The 17,427-nt window shown below is 42.8% G+C and carries 14 protein-coding genes, 1 tRNA gene and 1 pseudogene; 7 read left to right on the forward strand and 9 right to left on the reverse strand.

What is annotated here, in order from left to right; all coding sequences use genetic code 11:
- Window positions 1-9 precede the first annotated feature (9 nt).
- Window positions 10-1,683 carry a thiamine pyrophosphate-binding protein gene (locus CMAQ_RS05025; RefSeq protein ID WP_048062685.1) on the reverse strand — a complete coding sequence of 558 codons (1,674 nt, stop codon included), beginning with the start codon at window positions 1,681-1,683 and terminating at the stop codon, window positions 10-12.
- 370 nt (window positions 1,684-2,053) lie between these two features.
- Here CMAQ_RS05025 and CMAQ_RS11005 point away from each other — a divergent pair.
- Window positions 2,054-3,489: pseudogene (locus CMAQ_RS11005) on the forward strand (MFS transporter).
- Window positions 3,490-3,833: 344 nt separating this feature from the next.
- Window positions 3,834-4,568, forward strand: a complete 735-nt coding sequence (locus CMAQ_RS05035; protein WP_012186036.1) for a flavin reductase family protein — start codon at window positions 3,834-3,836, stop codon at window positions 4,566-4,568.
- 41 nt (window positions 4,569-4,609) lie between these two features.
- Here CMAQ_RS05035 and CMAQ_RS05040 read toward each other — a convergent pair whose 3' ends face one another.
- The 5 genes from CMAQ_RS05040 to CMAQ_RS05060 all read right to left on the reverse strand — a co-directional run bounded on the left by CMAQ_RS05040 (window position 4,610) and on the right by CMAQ_RS05060 (window position 10,061).
- A complete protein-coding gene (locus tag CMAQ_RS05040) occupies window positions 4,610-5,725 on the reverse strand; it encodes a radical SAM protein (RefSeq protein ID WP_012186037.1) in 1,116 nt (371 codons plus the stop codon).
- 393 nt (window positions 5,726-6,118) lie between these two features.
- Window positions 6,119-6,193 (reverse strand) — tRNA-Lys (locus CMAQ_RS05045).
- Between the two features lie 96 nt (window positions 6,194-6,289).
- Complete coding sequence (locus CMAQ_RS05050; RefSeq protein ID WP_012186038.1) at window positions 6,290-7,243, reverse strand: hypothetical protein; 954 nt, start codon at window positions 7,241-7,243, stop codon at window positions 6,290-6,292.
- 99 nt (window positions 7,244-7,342) lie between these two features.
- Window positions 7,343-8,377: a potassium channel family protein gene (locus CMAQ_RS05055; RefSeq protein ID WP_012186039.1), complete on the reverse strand. Its 1,035-nt coding sequence runs from the start codon at window positions 8,375-8,377 to the stop codon at window positions 7,343-7,345.
- Window positions 8,378-8,753: 376 nt separating this feature from the next.
- On the reverse strand, window positions 8,754-10,061 hold the full coding sequence (locus CMAQ_RS05060; RefSeq protein WP_012186040.1) for a TrpB-like pyridoxal phosphate-dependent enzyme: 1,308 nt from the start codon (window positions 10,059-10,061) through the stop codon (window positions 8,754-8,756).
- A gap of 115 nt (window positions 10,062-10,176) precedes the next feature.
- On the opposite strand from CMAQ_RS05060, the gene CMAQ_RS05065 reads away from it, so the two are divergent.
- Genes CMAQ_RS05065 through CMAQ_RS05080 form a run of 4 tightly spaced genes read left to right on the forward strand, consistent with a single transcriptional unit; the run spans window position 10,177 to window position 12,723 of the window.
- Window positions 10,177-11,352 carry an aconitase X catalytic domain-containing protein gene (locus tag CMAQ_RS05065; protein ID WP_012186041.1) on the forward strand — a complete coding sequence of 392 codons (1,176 nt, stop codon included), beginning with the start codon at window positions 10,177-10,179 and terminating at the stop codon, window positions 11,350-11,352.
- Between the two features lie 50 nt (window positions 11,353-11,402).
- On the forward strand, window positions 11,403-11,678 hold the full coding sequence (locus tag CMAQ_RS05070; RefSeq protein ID WP_012186042.1) for a hypothetical protein: 276 nt from the start codon (window positions 11,403-11,405) through the stop codon (window positions 11,676-11,678).
- A 6-nt stretch (window positions 11,679-11,684) separates the two neighbouring features.
- On the forward strand, window positions 11,685-12,146 hold the full coding sequence (locus CMAQ_RS05075; RefSeq protein ID WP_012186043.1) for a hypothetical protein: 462 nt from the start codon (window positions 11,685-11,687) through the stop codon (window positions 12,144-12,146).
- Window positions 12,109-12,723 carry a class I SAM-dependent methyltransferase gene (locus tag CMAQ_RS05080; RefSeq protein WP_012186044.1) on the forward strand — a complete coding sequence of 205 codons (615 nt, stop codon included), beginning with the start codon at window positions 12,109-12,111 and terminating at the stop codon, window positions 12,721-12,723. The genes CMAQ_RS05075 and CMAQ_RS05080 overlap by 38 nt, the downstream gene beginning before the upstream one ends.
- An 18-nt stretch (window positions 12,724-12,741) precedes the next feature.
- On the opposite strand, the gene CMAQ_RS05085 is transcribed toward CMAQ_RS05080, so the two are convergent.
- Window positions 12,742-13,779 carry an ATP-binding protein gene (locus CMAQ_RS05085; RefSeq protein WP_012186045.1) on the reverse strand — a complete coding sequence of 346 codons (1,038 nt, stop codon included), beginning with the start codon at window positions 13,777-13,779 and terminating at the stop codon, window positions 12,742-12,744.
- Window positions 13,780-13,900: 121 nt separating this feature from the next.
- On the opposite strand from CMAQ_RS05085, the gene CMAQ_RS05090 reads away from it, so the two are divergent.
- The gene (locus tag CMAQ_RS05090) at window positions 13,901-15,070 is read left to right on the forward strand and encodes an MFS transporter (protein WP_012186046.1); all 1,170 of its coding nucleotides are present in this window, start codon (window positions 13,901-13,903) and stop codon (window positions 15,068-15,070) included.
- Between the two features lie 44 nt (window positions 15,071-15,114).
- Here the strand turns inward: CMAQ_RS05090 and CMAQ_RS05095 are convergent, their stop codons facing one another.
- Window positions 15,115-15,954, reverse strand: a complete 840-nt coding sequence (locus tag CMAQ_RS05095; protein ID WP_012186047.1) for a TIM barrel protein — start codon at window positions 15,952-15,954, stop codon at window positions 15,115-15,117.
- A gap of 61 nt (window positions 15,955-16,015) precedes the next feature.
- Window positions 16,016-17,383 (reverse strand): CCA tRNA nucleotidyltransferase, encoded by a 1,368-nt coding sequence (cca, locus tag CMAQ_RS05100; protein WP_012186048.1) that lies wholly within the window; start codon window positions 17,381-17,383, stop codon window positions 16,016-16,018.
- Window positions 17,384-17,427: the final 44 nt, after the last annotated feature.

Consider the following 17,427-nt stretch of genomic DNA (forward strand, 5'->3'; position numbering starts at 1 on the left):
ATACTGCATTTAAATGGTGTTTAAACCGTATAACCTCTGGTACGGTATTGGGATTGTGTTAGGATCAATGTGCACATCTACGATTGTGGCCTTGTCACTGTTTAAAGCCTCATTCAACAACGGCCTCAACTCCTCCCTACGTGTTATCCTTAAACCCTCCGCACCCAGGGATTCGGCTAATAGGTTGAAGTCAATGCTGGGTAGTTTAATTAATGATTCGGTTGCATTACTGAACCTCACCTTCTCGTAAATCCTCAATACCCTGTACGCTGAATCATTGAATACAATTATCTTGGGCTTAACCCCATATTGAACAGCAGTTGCAACCTCAAGCCCAGTCATTAGGAATCCACCATCACCAACCAAGGCAACAACATCCCTGTCACGGTATATTATTGATGCAGCCACGGCGCCAGGTACTGCTAACCCCATTGAGACGTAGCTGGTGCTTGTTACGTAGTGTTCATTCTCGTTTATGGGCATTAGGAAGCTTTCAATCCTGTGAGCCCCAACATCACCAATGAATATTGATCCACCCTTGTTGAAAACATCCCTAACCGCCCTAATAACCTCCCAGGGCTTAATTAAGCCTGTAGCCTTCTCGTAGTAACTATTAAGCTCCCTATTCTCAATACTCCATAATTCCCTTAATTCATTAATTACACCACCTCTACGTCTAATACTCATGCCCTTAAGTACATTAATTAGCATTAGGAGGAATTCCTTAGCATCAGCCCGTATCCTTAAATATGGTTCATACGCCCTTCCTAAATCATACTCATCAATGTTAACGTGAATGAGCTTACCCCTAATCTCAAGACTATACCTACCAGTGCCAATTTCACTGAATCTATTACCAATAGCAAGCACTACGTCAGCTTTCTTAATAATCTCATAGGCAGTCATGTTACCTGCCTTACCAGCGGCTACACCGGCGTAGAGGGGATGATTAGGTGATATTAACCCCTTAGCCATTATTGTTGTTGTGATTGGCGCATTCAGTAATTCAGCCAATTTAATCGCCAAATCCTTAGCGCCGGATAAGATAACACCCCTACCTAGGAGTAGGACAGGTAATTCAGCATTGGAGAGTAGGTTGGCTGCTTCCTTAACGGCATCATTATTGATTGCTACTGTTTCCCCAGTAACAGGGTTTACATCCTTACGTTCACCGGTGGTGTCTAAGTCCATTAAGTCGGATGGTATATCAATGTAAACTGGGCCGGGTTTACCACTTGTTGCAATTCTATACGCCTTAGTTAAAACCTCAGTAACGTTACTTGGATTACTTACTCTAAGGGATGCCTTAACAACATTACTTAACGTGTTTAATTGAGTGTCGTCACGTATTTGATGCATGCGTGTACCCTTACCACCAATTATGGATGTGGCAATGACAATTAATGGATCACCCTCAATGAATGCCTCAGCAATGGGTGATAATGCACCAAATATCCCTGGACCAGCGGTAACGATTAGTGTACTGGGCTTAAGTAGGAGCCTTGATGAAACTAATGCCATGAAGCCTGCTGAAGGCTCAAACTTAGAATTAATAATGAACCCTCCCCTATTGATTAAAGACCTTAATAAACCCAGAATATTTTCAGCGGCAACTGTAAACACGTAATTACCAACATTATTTATTAACCATTCTGAAACAAGATCACGCACCTTCACACCCATGAGTGATACTAAACTATAAGGAAATATAAGTATTAACAAAGCTCATGAGTGCGCCCGCTCTGTTAATCCATGAATTATGAATAATAATTAATGCAGTAATGTTAATGCTTAATGTTATTAATGCATAATTTACTAAATCACTACCTGATTATCAATGAGGATGTGGGCGTACTTAGAATTATGAATACTATCCTTTAGGTTCGTGAATAATCATAGTAACCTAAATGAGATTCCTAAGTTAGGTTGCATTTATTGGATTAAAGGGTGCCATATGGCATGGTTTACTAAAAACGTTTCATATATAGTACTATATATGATACCAACTTTACTTAGATAGTATTAATTAATCCTAAGTTAAGTAGCCTAATTAATGGGAGCTAACAGTTCACGGTCCCGGATAAATCCGTTTAGTGAGATAAATCAGTTAAGGCTGGGGTGGAGTCATATTAAAATATGGTTCACTGCTGGTATGGGTTTCTTCACTGATGCATATGACTTGTTCATAATCGGTGCAGTAATAGACTTGTTCTCAAAGGCATCGTTACCTGGTTTTGAACTGAAGGGTACTTTACTTGGGTTAACGTTAACTGGGTTCCTGGGCGCATCAGCTATAATTACTGCCATTATTGGGCAGTTGCTTTTTGGTTGGCTTGCCGATTATTGGGGTAGGAAGAGGATTTATGGTGTTGAGGCTGCATTAATGATCATAGGTGCCTTACTTTCAGCGCTTGCACCTAACATCTACTGGTTAATAGCCTTTAGGGGTATATTAGGTATAGGTATTGGTGGTGATTACCCAGTATCCTCAGTGATAATGAGTGAGTATGCAAACACTAAGGATAGGGGCAAGTTAATAGCACTAGTGTTTGCGAATCAGGGATTAGGCACATTAGCCGCCATACTTATTGGTGTTCTTTCAGCTGAATTACTACCACCCACATTAGCTTGGAGGGTTATGTTAGGTGTAGGTGCATTGCCAGCCCTTGCTGTAATATACTTAAGACGTAAAGTGCCTGAAACACCCAGGTATGCATTACTGGTTAAGTGGGATAGGGGGAAGCTGAGAGAGCTGCATCAATACTTGGAGCTAGAATTAACACTAATGCTGTGGCTAGGAAAATACCTCTAGGTGAATTCCTGAGGAGGTACTGGTTAATGTTAATTGTTACAGCTGGTTCATGGTTCTTAATGGACATAGCCTACTACGGTTCAGGCATCTACTCAGGGCCAATAGTGTCAACCTTCATACCAATAAGCAGTAGTCTACCGGTGCAGGAGCAGATAGTTAATGAGATTATAATAAGCGGCTTACCATTCCTAGTGGGTTTCCCAGGCTACTTCACGGCTGCAGCATTAATGGATAAGCTTGGTAGGAGGACTATTCAAATATTGGGCTTCGCAATGATGGCAATCCTCTACTTAACTATTGTTAACCTAATGATTGTTCAAGGTACGAATATAATAGGCTTCCTAATACCCACCAGCTACGCCTTAGCCATATATGCCTTAACCTTCTTCTTCATAGACTTCGGCCCAAACACAACAACATTCGTAGTCCCCGCTGAGGTTTACCCAACATCACGCAGAACCACAGGTCACGGTATATCAGCCGCAGCAGGCAAGGCTGGGGCAGCTGTGGCAACTCTGCTATTTCCATCGCTTCAATTGGTCATTGGGATTAGAGGAATATTAATCATATATATGATTGCTGCAGCGGCTGGTGCATTATTATCAATGCTGTTAAAGGAACCGAAGAACATAGACCTAGAAACAATAGCAGAAGAGGAGATAGTTCCATCCAGTTAAAAAGATCCTTTAAGCGTCTTAACCTTAAAACACGTATTACAATGTATTTAGGATTCAATTACTTTATTATTCCTACGCACTTTTAGGAGTAGGGTTATGCCGAGGATTAATTGCCCTGGTTTACTTAAGCATAACATCCACAATAATAGTCAACTCACATTAACCATCCTTCACTGGTGCTGGGCTTATAAAGCTAGGCAATATTACTTGGTATTGGAGGTAGTGGGAGTCTATATGAGTATCGATTAGTCAATCATCGTATTGAGTATGGTTAATTAACCGTGATTTAAAGTTCGCATAATTAAAGTTAAGAATTAAAAGAGGATTCACCAGGTTCAGTTAATATGAAGGAGGTTGACCCTTCACTGGTGCATTACGTACTATACCCATCTACTGTCCCTATAATAGCTGCTAAGTCCGGCAATGATGCTGATGCAATGCCTGCCGTTTGGACAACCACTGTTTCATTAAAGCCCCCATTAATCATGACGGCGATAGCCCCTGAGAGATATACGTATAAGTTGATTAGGGAGAGTGGGTACTTCACTGTTAATCTCATGGACTTTAGCAAAGTCAGTGCGTTAGCATTTATTGGTGATGTATCAGCAAGGTTTATTGGTAATAAACTTGAGCTTGCAGGCATTAAGTTGATTCCAGCCCGTAAGGTGCCTAGTGTAATTATTGATGGTGCATCTGCAGTAGTAGAGTGTAGGGTGAGTAGGGTGATTGATGTAGGTGGTGATCACGACATATTCATAGGTAAGGTGATTAACGTAATGGTTAATGATGACTTCACTGATGGTGGTTGGAGGCTTGAGGATTACAGGCCCATACTCTACGTGGGCAGAACCCATAGACCTAGCCCCGTTATGAGAAGGTTCACAACTGTTGGTCAAGTCATTAATGTGGAGTATGCGAAGGGAATGCGGAATCCAGTTGAGGAGAGGAGGAGGGCTCAGGAATTAGCTAAGGAGATTATTAAGGAGTATGCGGGTAAACTAGGTAAAGACCCTAGGAATGCGACATACATTCTCCTAGACACCATAAGAAACATGCTTTCAGATAATTGGGAAGTATAGGTGAATATAAATAAAGGATAATCATTATCAATACCGTTTGCTCAACTAATCGGTCTCCAGACTAGTCCGAGTTCATCAGCATATTGATAGGCCTCCCCCATTTCCCTCTTTGAGACTAATCTGTTCATCTCCATGTATTTAGATGATGAGACTAAGTAATCGGGATGATACTGATCCATTATATTAACGAGAGCCCTCTTGCAATTCTCCGCTATCCATCGGAGCACGGGCTTCGTGCAACAGTTGACGTGGCTTGGGAGCACTAGGTGACGTATAATGATATCCTCCCCTCTTTTACATATTACTGAGAGATTCCTCGTGGTCACATCCCAGTAACGGGGAGCCACAGAATACCTCAGGGCACAGGCATTGTTTCCATATTTGAAGTCTGGGAGCCATATATCCATGACGTGTAGTATCAAGCTTAAGCTCTCTGGTGTTAGATACATGTTGGAGTTCCAAAGCTGGGGTACATTAATTCTTCGCTTAGCGAGAATCTTCAACGACTCTAAGATGAATGGGATGCTGGGGGTTGGTTCACCACCAACCCAGTTAATGTTACGTGCCCCATCTTCCCTCAACTTAGCTTGGATAGCGGCTAATTCCCCTGGCGTGACCTCAACACCATTCTCAGGTCTCTGCGATATATCCCAGTTCTGACAGTAAACGCAGCGGAAGTTGCAGCCAGTGAAAAACACTGTGCCAGAGGGCACTAGTGGTGCCTCCTCCCCCATGTGGTGGAAGAAGCTTGCCACACGGGCCTTGGCGTTTAGGAGGCAGGCTCCACGCTTGATGGTTCTATCCACACCACACCTCCTCTCACATAGCATACAATGCCTCAACTGTCTTCTAGCCAGCTCTATCTTGACGTCGAGGAAGGAGGCTTGAGGCAGGTCCTTCCACACCAGTGAGGTATCCGGTCGCTCCCTCTGCTGCATCCACTCCTCATCGAAGGTATGCCCAAGCTCATCATGAATCCTCCACAGCTCCGCGTCATCCATGGATACGTAATCATTAGGGGCCTCTATCCTAGCCGCTATGTGAAACTTCGCCGGTGCTAAGTCACGCATAACTGCGTAATACCAGTTTAGCCTCTCCCGCACTGCCTGTTCTCTCCATATTGTTACTGCATCGGGCCTGTAGGAGGCCCAAGCCACAGGTAATTTTAGTAACTTATTAATTTAAATATTAATTTAAGCAACTTACCTGGAGAACATATATAGGGTGAGGCTGCATTAGGTTGATATAATGAGGGGGTATGCATAATGATTAACTGCATTAGAGTCTTCGTTCACTGTGTCGAACTTCAATGTATGCGTAAAGGCATTATTCATCATGGTTGCTTAAGTACATGCCCTTCTTTAGCCTGGCCATGAGTAATGTCTCCTCCTTCATGCCCCTTAATTAAACCATAGGGAATTCTTCAGTTCTTTACTTCAGTAATGACTTTACCCTGCTAGGATTTACCTGAATGATAAGCTCTTATATGATATTGAGGCCGGTTGTTCTTATATGGTATTGAATTACGAATTGATTTTCATAAATAACAGCGGGCCCGGTGGGATTCGAACCCACGACCTACGGGTTAAAAGCCCGCCGCTCTAACCTGGCTGAGCTACGGGCCCTTGATTAGGCTCGGGGTTTAAGTATCTTATAAGTTTATCTCAATGCTGGTTATCATTAATGCATTTGCCATGAATCACGGTGATCATCCACGTTTATTAACTGTGCGATGGATAATATGCTATGCCTTTAGTATAGTTTCTCAGCACGCTTACCATTAATGGATTTTGATCTATACCGAATCCGCAGCAGTCATTCCAAACCCATATACCTATGTACACCGGCTTTAACCCGCTCACTTGGTTTAAGACCTCTGCTAAATATACTGCCGGTGCAGTGCAATTCCAGTTAATGGGGATGCCTGGATTAGCTTGTGAGGCACTATACCAGGCGTTGGCGTCACATACCCTGAACCCAATTTCACCAATAATTAGCTTGAATCCAGCATCCTTAATGGTTTTAATGTTATTCATGAGGGATGGATTAACGATTATTGAGTATTTAGCGACATGAACATAAGAGTATATGTCATATCCCAGTATCGTTATATTAGCCTCCTTAGCGAAGTTAATCATTAACACTGGGTCCACGCAGCAGTCGTAGTAGTAGAATTGAGCCTCGGGTAATTGAGCCTCAAGCCACCTATATGTTTGGGCAAGCGTATTGAAGCATTGCTTATTATACAGGCATCCCCATTGTTCACTGAAACCAACGTAGAGCCCCTTACCGCTTGGGTCAATGGTCTTCAGGTAATTCACTATGTATGTTAAGTCACTGTAATTGAAGTAAACTGGGTTATTTAATCCTCCCCTATAAGTCCAATATGTTGGGTATAGTGCAATGAATACTTGATGATTAACACCAAGGTAATACTTAACTAACGCCAGTGAGTTATTAAGAGTCTCAAGACACATTACATTACCACTGCAGTAGTAAACAGTAACAATGCCGGCTAAGGCCCATTTAGGTATGGTTGTGTTAGGTATCCACGGTTCAATCCAAATGAAGATCCTGCCTCTTGCTAGTTGAGTATGCTTAACGTTGATCATTATGAGGGAGACTGATGCAATAATGATTACTACAATAATTAATATGAGGTACTTGATCCTCATACCTTCAATGCAACTTAGTGAGTTTTAAGGTTTACCCTCAATATTTATATTTCCATTAACTCCCCAGGTATACACTTAATTAAGGTTAGGCTGCTGCATCTACTTAATGTTCATTGATTTAATTATTATTAATTCATCACCTGGTTTAATAATTAGTTCATCACTTGGGCTTATTAACACCTCATTATTTCTGAGAACACCAATGAGTATTCCCGACTCATCTTCCCTCACCCTAATGAGGGCATCCTTGAAACTCAACCCAGTGTACTTGCTTGAGTTAATAACTAAGATTTCACTGTTACCTCTAAGTAGCCTCATTATTGCCTTTAATGATCCCCTATAAATGATTTCATTCGCCATAGCTATTGTTGTTAATGACCCCACGGCTATTGCTTCATCGGCTCCAGCCTTAAGTACATACTCCGCATTACCCTCATTGAGGAGCTCAGCCACTATGTAGAGGCTTGGGTTAATGCTCCTAGCCACCACAACCTCCATAAGTGTCCTAGCATCCGCTGAAGCAGAATCCCCCTGGGGTAGGATTATTAGTGATGATGCCTTATCAACATTAGCCCTAATTAAAGTATCCTTAAGCGTTGGGTTACCCTTAATGAATTCAACATCCTTAGGTAAGTTAGGTGGTTTTTCAAATTCACTTACGTAAACTATATCAATGAATTTACCTGACTCATCCATTAATTTAATCAAAGCCTTAATTAAGTTGATAGCCCTCTCAGGCTCACCCAGAATAACCACATGATTACCCTTACTGCTTGACTTCATACCACCCATCTTCTCCATAGCCCTCTCAGTTAATAAGGTGGCTATTGATGCTGTTAATATGCTTATTACCGCTATACCAATTGGCATTATAACCATATCCAAAACCCTACCCACAGTGGTTTGAGGAACAATATCCCCGTAACCCACGGTGGTTATAGTCTCCATGACGAACCAAATGGCATCGAAAAAGTTCCTAATACCAGGGTTATGACCATGCTCAACCAGATAAATGCCTAATGCACCTATGAACAACACAGCCATAAACATTAATATTACGTAAACTACTAGGCTTCTCAACACTCTCCTAATCCTCCTCATTAGCCTATACACATTCAATTGTATAATAGGCATACTAAACCCATAGTAGCATCCCCTCTAATAATGCTTAATTAGCGTTACCATTATAGAAACTTAACCTAACATTAAGCATCCTAGTATGAACCGGTGGTTTAGGTGACGGGAGAAGGAAAAGTGATGCGGCCGCCGGGATTTGAACCCGGGATCTGCGGCGTTCCACGCGGGCGGTGCGTCAAGGGTACTGCCTTATAGGCCTTTTAAACATTTCGTTAAGTACCCATAAACCTTTACCGCCTGCACTTTATTTCACAATAATGTTATTCAAGCGTTCCTTAGACTTCACTAAATTAGCCACAAACTTAATGAATATTACAAAGTGAAGCATTAAATTAGTTTAAGAACGGTTTATTACTAAGGTTTACCTTCATTGTTATGCCTTTCCAAACCCTAATACATCAGCGAAGTTACCTAAGTCAAGCAGGCCATGGCCACTGAAGCTAACTAATATGACTTTTCTTTCACCAGTTCTCTTGGCTTCATCAGCAATCTCCTTAATTACTGGTAGAGTATGCGCAGTCTCTGGTGCGGGTATGTAGCCTTCAACCTGTGCGAATACTTGAGCCATCTTAAACACGGTGTCCTGGTCATAATCCCTCCCCTCCACGTAACCCTTGCTCATTAAGTATGATAAGGTTGGGGCAACTGCATGATAACGCAACCCCCCTGCGTAAATGGGTGGTGGAATGAAGTCTGAGCCTATTGTGTACATCTTCAACTGTGGTAGAACCCTACCTGTGTCTGGGTCATCATACTTGTAGACGCCTTTAGTAACCTTAGGCACCTCAGAGGCGCCTACGGCGATATACCTCCGTCTAACCCTCCCGCTTCTGAGTTCATCACCCATGAATGGGTAAAAGGCCCCACCCCAATTACTACCACCACCCACTACCCCTATCATTACATCAGGGTCCTCGCCTATTAACTCAAGCTGCCTCTTAGCCTCAAGTCCAGCAACAGTCTTAAATAATATGTCAGTGTTTATAACACTGCCGACAACGTACTTACCACCATTATTAAGCGCGTACTCCGCGGCCTCGGTTATGGCTACACCTAGGCTACCTGGGTGATTGGGATTCTCCTTCAGTAGCCTCCTTCCGAATTCCGTTAATTCACTGGGGCTTGCATGAACGTCGGCTCCATACATCTGCATTTGGAACCTCCTAAGCGGCTTGGCGTTGTAGCTTGCCTTAACCATGAATATGTGTGCCTTAACCTTAAATAAGGCTGAAGCCAAGGCAACCGCAGCACCCCATTGCCCAGCCCCAGTCTCAGTGGTGACTAATCTCGCACCATCCTTAAGCGCATAGTAGACCCAGGCTAAGGCTGAGTTAATCTTATGACTCCCCGTGTAAGTATAACCCTCCATTTTAAGGTATATTTTAACTGGGGCATCCAAGTACTCCTCAAACCTCCTAGCCCTAATCAATGGTGTTGGTCTACCAACCTGGATATACCTTTCACGCACCTCATCAGGTATTTTAATGAATCTTTCCGTGGAGAATTCGAAGCCTAGGGGCTCAGAGGGTATGACTTTCTTAAGCAATTCAAGTCTCCTCCCATTATCAGGATCCTGAGGCGGTGGGAGTGGTTCAGGAAGATCAGCGAGTATATTGTACCAGTGATCTGGGATTTCATCTGGAGGTAGGTCTACCCTATACTGGCTTAGTGACTTACCCAAATAGTGACCACCTATGGGGTTTAGGTGGCTTGGTTTTTAAGTGTAAACCCAGGATTCACAGCCTGGAATGACCAGTGGGTGAGGATTTTTAAAGAGGCTTAATTGATTCAGTGAAGTGCATGTTAGTAGTGAGGATGAGAGGCTACTAAAGGAGGGTGGGTACTTGGCTAAGGCCCTGGAGACCGTTATTAAGGTTGGTGAGGCTGTTAAGGCTGATAGGCTGCTTGACGTTGACACAGTGCACGTTAGTGGTGTTAGCTACTTAACTATTGGTGACGCTGGCTTAGAGTTCCTTAGGGATATTTCAAGTAGTGGAGCCAGGTTCAGAGTCTTCACAACAGTTAACCCTGCTGGGGTTGAGTACGGTAACCTGAATCTACCTGTTAATGAGGCCTTTATTAGGAGGCAAATGGAGATTATTGATTACTTGAGAAGAATGGGTGCTAGCCTTTGGTTAACCTGCACCCCATATGAATTCATTAGGCCTCAACCCGGTTCAATACATGCATGGGGTGAATCCAATGCTATAGCCTACATTAACTCAGTTAATGACGCCTACACTGAGAAGCTTCCTGGGCCATTCACCATAATGATTGCCATAGCAGGTAAGGTACCTAGGTTTGGGCTCTACGTTGAGGAGAATAGGGTACCTAAGGTTATTGTTAAGGTTAATGCAAGGCTCACCCCAGTTAAGGCTGGGTTACTTGGAAGGATTACTGCAGGTAAGTTGAAGGGTGAAGTACCGTTTATTGATTACGATAATTGGGATAAGCAGTTACTTAAGTCATTCCTAGCCAGCTACGCAACCTACTCCCCAACCCCACTGGCCGTGATTAAGGGTATTAACCCTAATTGGCGTAGGTACTTAAGCATGGTTGATAAACCCGATTCAATAACCATTGATGATGCTGAGTTAAGGTATGAACAGCCCATTGAATACGATGCATTATTCATAGGATGCCCCCACGCAAGCCTAGAGGAGGTAATGAGCATTGTTAAGGTTCTTGAGAAGCATGGTTACAGGAGGTTGGCGAAACCCCTCATAGTGTCAACCTCAAGGTTCATTAAAAGCACCCTAAGCCCTGAATTAATTAATAAGCTTAAGGAGGCTAACGTATACTTAATCACCGATACCTGCCCCATGGTGTCACCTATACTTCAGGGGTTAGGTATTAGGAGTGTGGCAACGCCGTCGTCTAAGGCTATATTTTACCTACCTAGGCTGGTGAATGTTAACGCCATGCCATGCAGTATTGAGGATTGTTTAGAAAGTGAATTAAGCAACCACTGATACCTTATTTTTACATATAAGTCTTTTAAAAAAGCAGTGAGTACAGGGTCGTGGTACTACTTAGGTACAGGTGCCCCTACTGTGGGGGTAGGTTAGTAATGTTTAGTGAGGGTGATGCAATAGTGGTTGGATGCAGTGAATGCGGCATATATGTGATTGTTGATGCTGAGGAGGCTATTAATGAGGTTAGGACTGATAACGTGGGTAAACCCATGGAGAAGGCTTTAGCTAGGAAACTATATAAGAAGTATCTAATGTACTCCGTTAAGGCCATGGCTAGGAGGGAGAACGCTAAAAGTATTAATAATTCCCCAAAGGATAGGTGACCAGTGGTGGAGATTAACGCCAGTGAGGATTATGCTAAGAAAATGAGGGCATTTCTACTTGAGCTTTCCAATAGGTTAGGCGTTAGCTTAAACTGGGTTATTGACGTGTACTACTGGCTTTCAGACAACATTAAGTCGAGGGAGTTTCAATTGGAGCATGAAACCGATAAGCCAACTAGGGCTGAGATAATAAGGGTTTTCGATAATGGTGAGGAGGTTATTGGAGTTAGGTTAAGGTTCTCCTCAGACAGTAGGAGGAATGAATACTACTACACCACGGTGGGTAGGTATGGGGCTAAGTGCACTTGTGAACGCAATATGATTAATGGTAAAGTATGCAAGCACATAGTGGCTGGTTTAATATTAATGAACGTGATTAACGTTTTAAAATACAGTAGGGTGATTAATTTAAGTAACTATGAATGGCTTAATGAGGGAAGTAAAGGAAGCCTACGAGAGGATAGCTGAGGTTTATGGGGAATCAAGGAGGAGTCCATGGGTCTCAGTTTTCAATAAGTTACCTGTTAGGCAATATGGGGTGGTTATTGATGTTGGCTGCGGAAATAGTTCCAACACACGTTATGCAGTCTCAGTGATTCAGCATAGACTCTACGTGGCCTGCGACGTGGCATATAACATGGTTAAGAACCTCCATGATGAGTTAGGGGGTGAAGTCGAGTACATTAACTGTGACGCCAGGCTACTGCCCCTTAGATCCTCGTCAGTAGACCTTTACATAACCATAGCCATGCTTCACCACTTAAGCAGAAGTGATAGGGATTCAGCGTATGCCGAGGCTAGGAGGGTATTGAAGAATGGTGGAGTATTCCTGGCTACAGTATGGGGTTGCGGTAATGCCGACTGTGATAAGGTTATTAAGTGGTCATGGGGCCTTAAGGAACCTGTCAACAGGTACTACCACTTATTCACTAAGGGTGAATTGGATAGCGAGGTGTCGGTTAACTTAAGGATTATGCTTACGGATGAAGTACACATTGGGCGTAGGGTTAATTACCTAGTCTTAGCTGTGAGGGAAAATACCTAGTTGCTTAATTATTCCCCATTAAGTCGATACTACAGAATACACTACATTACTTAAGTTAATGCGTCTCACTAATTCATAATTATGAACCTCAGCAATAATGTACTTATCCTTAGCTAACTCAGCCAGTAGACTCATTAAGACGTCCCATGTTTCATTACTCATGCAGTAATCTAAATTATCCACCAGGAGTATATCACCTCTATTCATGAGCATCACCTGGGTTGAAACAGCCAGAATAGTCCTAAGGTGACATGGTAACGGTGCCCCAATCCTGTAGTTACCTTTACTATCCCTGAAGCCTAAGGCTACATTACCATTAAATAAACCAACCCTAAGGGATCTGTAACCAAGCTTAGCCATAGCCTTCCTAAGTAATCCAACATCACTATCAAACCTGGGGTTCATGAAAATCTCAGCCAAGGCCCTAATAACCCCATCCCCATTCCTACCAATGTTATCAACATGGCTTAAGGACTGCTCCTTACCATCATACTCAAAGTAGGGGCCTAGCATATGAACCCTATGATTCATTAACTCACCCCTAATTAAACCCATTAATACCCTTGAGGACTCCAAGGCATCCTCATTACTACTTATTAATACTGATGCCTCCCCCTCAGGTACCCTTAAGGCATCTTCACTGATAAGGCTCCATGCATCAGCCACAGGGGCTTCAATGGGGTGGGTTATCATTGACCTTGAGTCATCAGCCTCAAGAACAAGTAAAGCCTTATCACTGGTCTTAATAATCTGCCTAAGTGACTTACCGTTGTACTCAATTACATACTCCAAGTGGGCTTCAGGATCCTTCAACTCAAGCCCAGTCACCTTGCCGGCTGATTCATCATTAATTCTAACCCTAACCATTATGCTGACTTTACCAAGCCAATTAATCTTAGACTTAGCGTTAACACCCATGTTGGAGAATGTGTTCCAAAGTATGTTAATTAACCTAGATTTACCTGAACCAGGGGCTCCAGTAATTAAGGTTACCGGCATTAGGTTAATCGTAGCTGAGACACCACCCTCCTCCTCAACACTTAAGCTGACTATCATTGGTTAAAAGGGTTTATGAGCCTTTAAATGCATTAAACTAAGGGATGAGGCGTAACTTAGTTTATTCCCAAGTAAAGCTCACGTTAAATATTTTAAATATTGTTAAGTTCAGTGAAGTGAAATGAGTTCAACAATAAATAAGATTGCGCTACTTAATGGGATGAGGACGCTTGGTTTCTCCCTCATCTGGCCGTACATAGGCTTAATATTGTATAAGTTGGGTTTACCATTCTGGTTAATCGGCATTTACTATAGTGCTCAGATGCTGGTTAACATTGTTTCACAGGTAATTGGTGGTGTTTTAACAGATATCATGGGTAGGGTTAAATTAATGCTTATTGGTAACATTGGGTCAAGTATGGTTCTCATATTAACTTACCTCCTAATTAGGTTTAATACCATGATAGTGATGGTATTACTGTTGGCTCAGTCATTATTCAACAGTATGTTTGCTGTGGCTAGTTCAACCATTGTAGGTGACCTTGAGAGAGGGTTAGGTAATTTAATTAGGGCCTACTCCAGGATTAGGGTGGGGGCTAATGCTGGTTGGGCCATTGGTCCATTAATAAGTGGTTACGTAATGTATTACTTGGGTTATAGTTACGTGTTCTTAATAACGGCATTAATTGCATTAGCCTCAACACCATTAATATTAATGCTAAGGGGATTAGAGAGGAAGGTGGTATCGTTTAGGTTAATTAGGGTTAATGCCCCATTTGCCCTATTCCTAATACCAACAATACTCCTCTTCTCAACAATGGGGTTACTTGGCTTCGCCTTAACAACATACTATAACGTTGTGAAGCATATTGAGATCTCAGACATAGGGCTTGTATACGCTCTTAACGGATTCATGGTTGTTGCCCTACAGGATAGGGTCGGTGGCTTCATATCAAGGAGGGATATTAGGTATTGGCTTGTTTACGGTTCATTAATCTACTATATTTCATATGGTGTAATATTCATGGTAAGTAACATCTATGAGGCATTACTGGACATGGCACTGGTAACCACGGGTGAAATCATTGTCTCACCCATAGTTCAGGCAATAGCCATGAATATGGCTGAAAGCGATAAGAGGGGCCAGTACATGGGTGTCTTCGGTTTAGCATCCAACATTGGTAGAACCATGGGTTCAGTAATGTCCAGTGAGGCTATGCAGTATATGATTAATAACCCGATCCTACTATGGCAATCCTTATCATCCCCAGCCCTAGTGGCTTCATTAATCTACCTAAGCCTATTTAAGGTTAACCGTAGGTTAATCAATATGACTAGGCAGCTTCATTAAGCGTGAGTCCTCGTTACTCATCCTATTAAGCCTAGGTTAATTACCTAAGCCATGGTGTTGCCGTACTTAAGTAGCATATCCCTCATTTTTAATGCATCCTGCTCCAGTAGGGGTGATTCACATATTATTGTTATATCCAAATCCTCCTTAGCCAATTCCTGGGCTAAAGGTTCAAAGGGTGGGTTATTAGTGTCTATTGGTTCATGTTCATCAACCCACTCCCCCCTCCTATACTTAACGGCGGTGAAGTGGGTGTGCATTGGTTGATTACCGAAGTACTCCCTCCACATGTTTAATATAGCCTTATAATCTATACTTCCCCCATTCCTAGCATATATGTGTCCCCAATCCACCACAGCCACCACTTGAGGGTTATTGATCTCCTTAACAAGCTTAAAAGTCTCCTCAAGTCCACCGAATTGGCTCCTCCTAGCCATTACCTCTAAGCCAAGTTTAACGTGGCTAATCCCCTCCTTACCCATTAATTCAATTACCCTCATTACGGATTCCCTCACTGCATTATAGCATCCCTCAGGGCCTAATTTACCGTAGTAGGCTGGGTGGAAGACCACTACCGTAGCCCCCATAGCCTCCCCCCTCTCCAGGGATTCCATCAGCCTCTTAATGCTTGCCTCAACGGTACTATCCTTATCACTGCATAGGTTTATGAAGTATGGTGCGTGAATCGATAACCTAACCCCAATTTCCCTAGCCAATTTCCCAGCATTCTCAGCGTCAGTGATACTCATTCTAACTCCCCTAACGAACTCAACCTCCATGGCGTTTAACCCAATATCTTTAACATACTTAATCCCATCCAATGTACTCCTCTTACCCTTTAAACCCATTGGTACTCCAGCCGGCCCCACGTAGACTTTAGCCATTTAGGCAAATTCAGGCTTTGTACTTTTAATTATTTTGCCCGAGACGCATTAAGGGTAGTTGTTAGGTAAGCCAGTGAGGCCTCTTACCCATGAAGGTTAACGCAATGCCCCTTAACTCCACTGGTAGCTCATTAACTTGACTAGCATCACGTAGTAAAACTACACGACCCTTAAGTAGGGAATCCTTAACAACACTGCCTCTAACAGTCTTAAGACTCTTGGCCACGGCTTCCTTAATACTCTTAATCCTTCTAGGCCTAATCACAAACCACCTTCCATTCCTTATGAATGGGCCAACCACATTACTGGCGTTAAGGTACTTCTCAATGAATGCCTCAGCCTCATCAGTCCAAACAGGGGGACCCATGTGTATTTCATACTCAGGTAACTCAGGTTCCTCAACAGTAAGCATTACTACAATGTAATTGTCCTGCGGCGTATAGAGGCCTATGTCAATTGGTTTAAAGCCACTGCTACTCACAGTACTCCATATTGTTGATGCAATCCTCCTTAATTGACCCCAAATAATATCCTCCACGTAACCCTTAGGGTACTCACCATACAGGATTAATGTTGGTGTGGTTAGTGTTAATGATTCTGAGGGTGATTGAGCACTGTTGGTGAAGAAAACCATGCTTGGTTTCTTAAGGAAACGCCTGGATGCTGCTATGAAGATCGCCATTGAGTCTAGGGAGACGGCTGCAGCAGCATTCCTACCTGGGTCAACTGGATCAATGACAACTAATGGTGCATTAAAGTTAACTTGCTTTGATGGTTCAAGAATTATCTTAACCTTGAATGGGATCCACCTTGAGGCTGCCTTAAGAGTATTTATGAAGCCCCCGTAGGCTAACGTGATTAATTCAGTCAAGTAACCGCTGAAGCCTTGAACCTTAACCTCGGCGCCATAGACGTTAATCCTCTTCATCATTAACTTAAGTAACCTAACATCATCCTCAAGGCCACTTAACCTACCCCTTAAGTAAAGTGTGTGGAGGGGGGTTCTATCAGCGGCTGTTACTGGTTTTTCACCAGGCCTAATCCTAATGCATGGAACTACGTCAATGTTAAAGCCATTGTAGGTTAACGTTAAGTAGGGGTGTTGAGCGTAATTCATGACCCAGCTTATACCCATTTCTGAAATCGCCGCGGCTAGGCTCCTCACCAATTCCCCTGACTTAACAAGGTTAATGTACTTCTCATTGTGTGGGAAAATTAAGAAAACATCAATATCCCTATCCCCAGGTAGCCAAGTACCGTGGGCAATAGAACCCTGTAAAGTAACCTCAGCCTCAAGGCCTAATTTATGCAGCATCCCCTCAAGTATATGCATTACCTCTGAGGCAGTATCGTTAATTACCTTAACCTCACTCTGACTGGGGGTAACGATCCTAAGGGCCTCCTTAACAATATCCTCAACATTAGGCACATTAATTCACCAATAATCGCTTTTAATCCCTTACCGAATCACTG

The organism is Caldivirga maquilingensis IC-167, assembly GCF_000018305.1.
GTDB lineage: Archaea > Thermoproteota > Thermoprotei > Thermoproteales > Thermocladiaceae > Caldivirga > Caldivirga maquilingensis.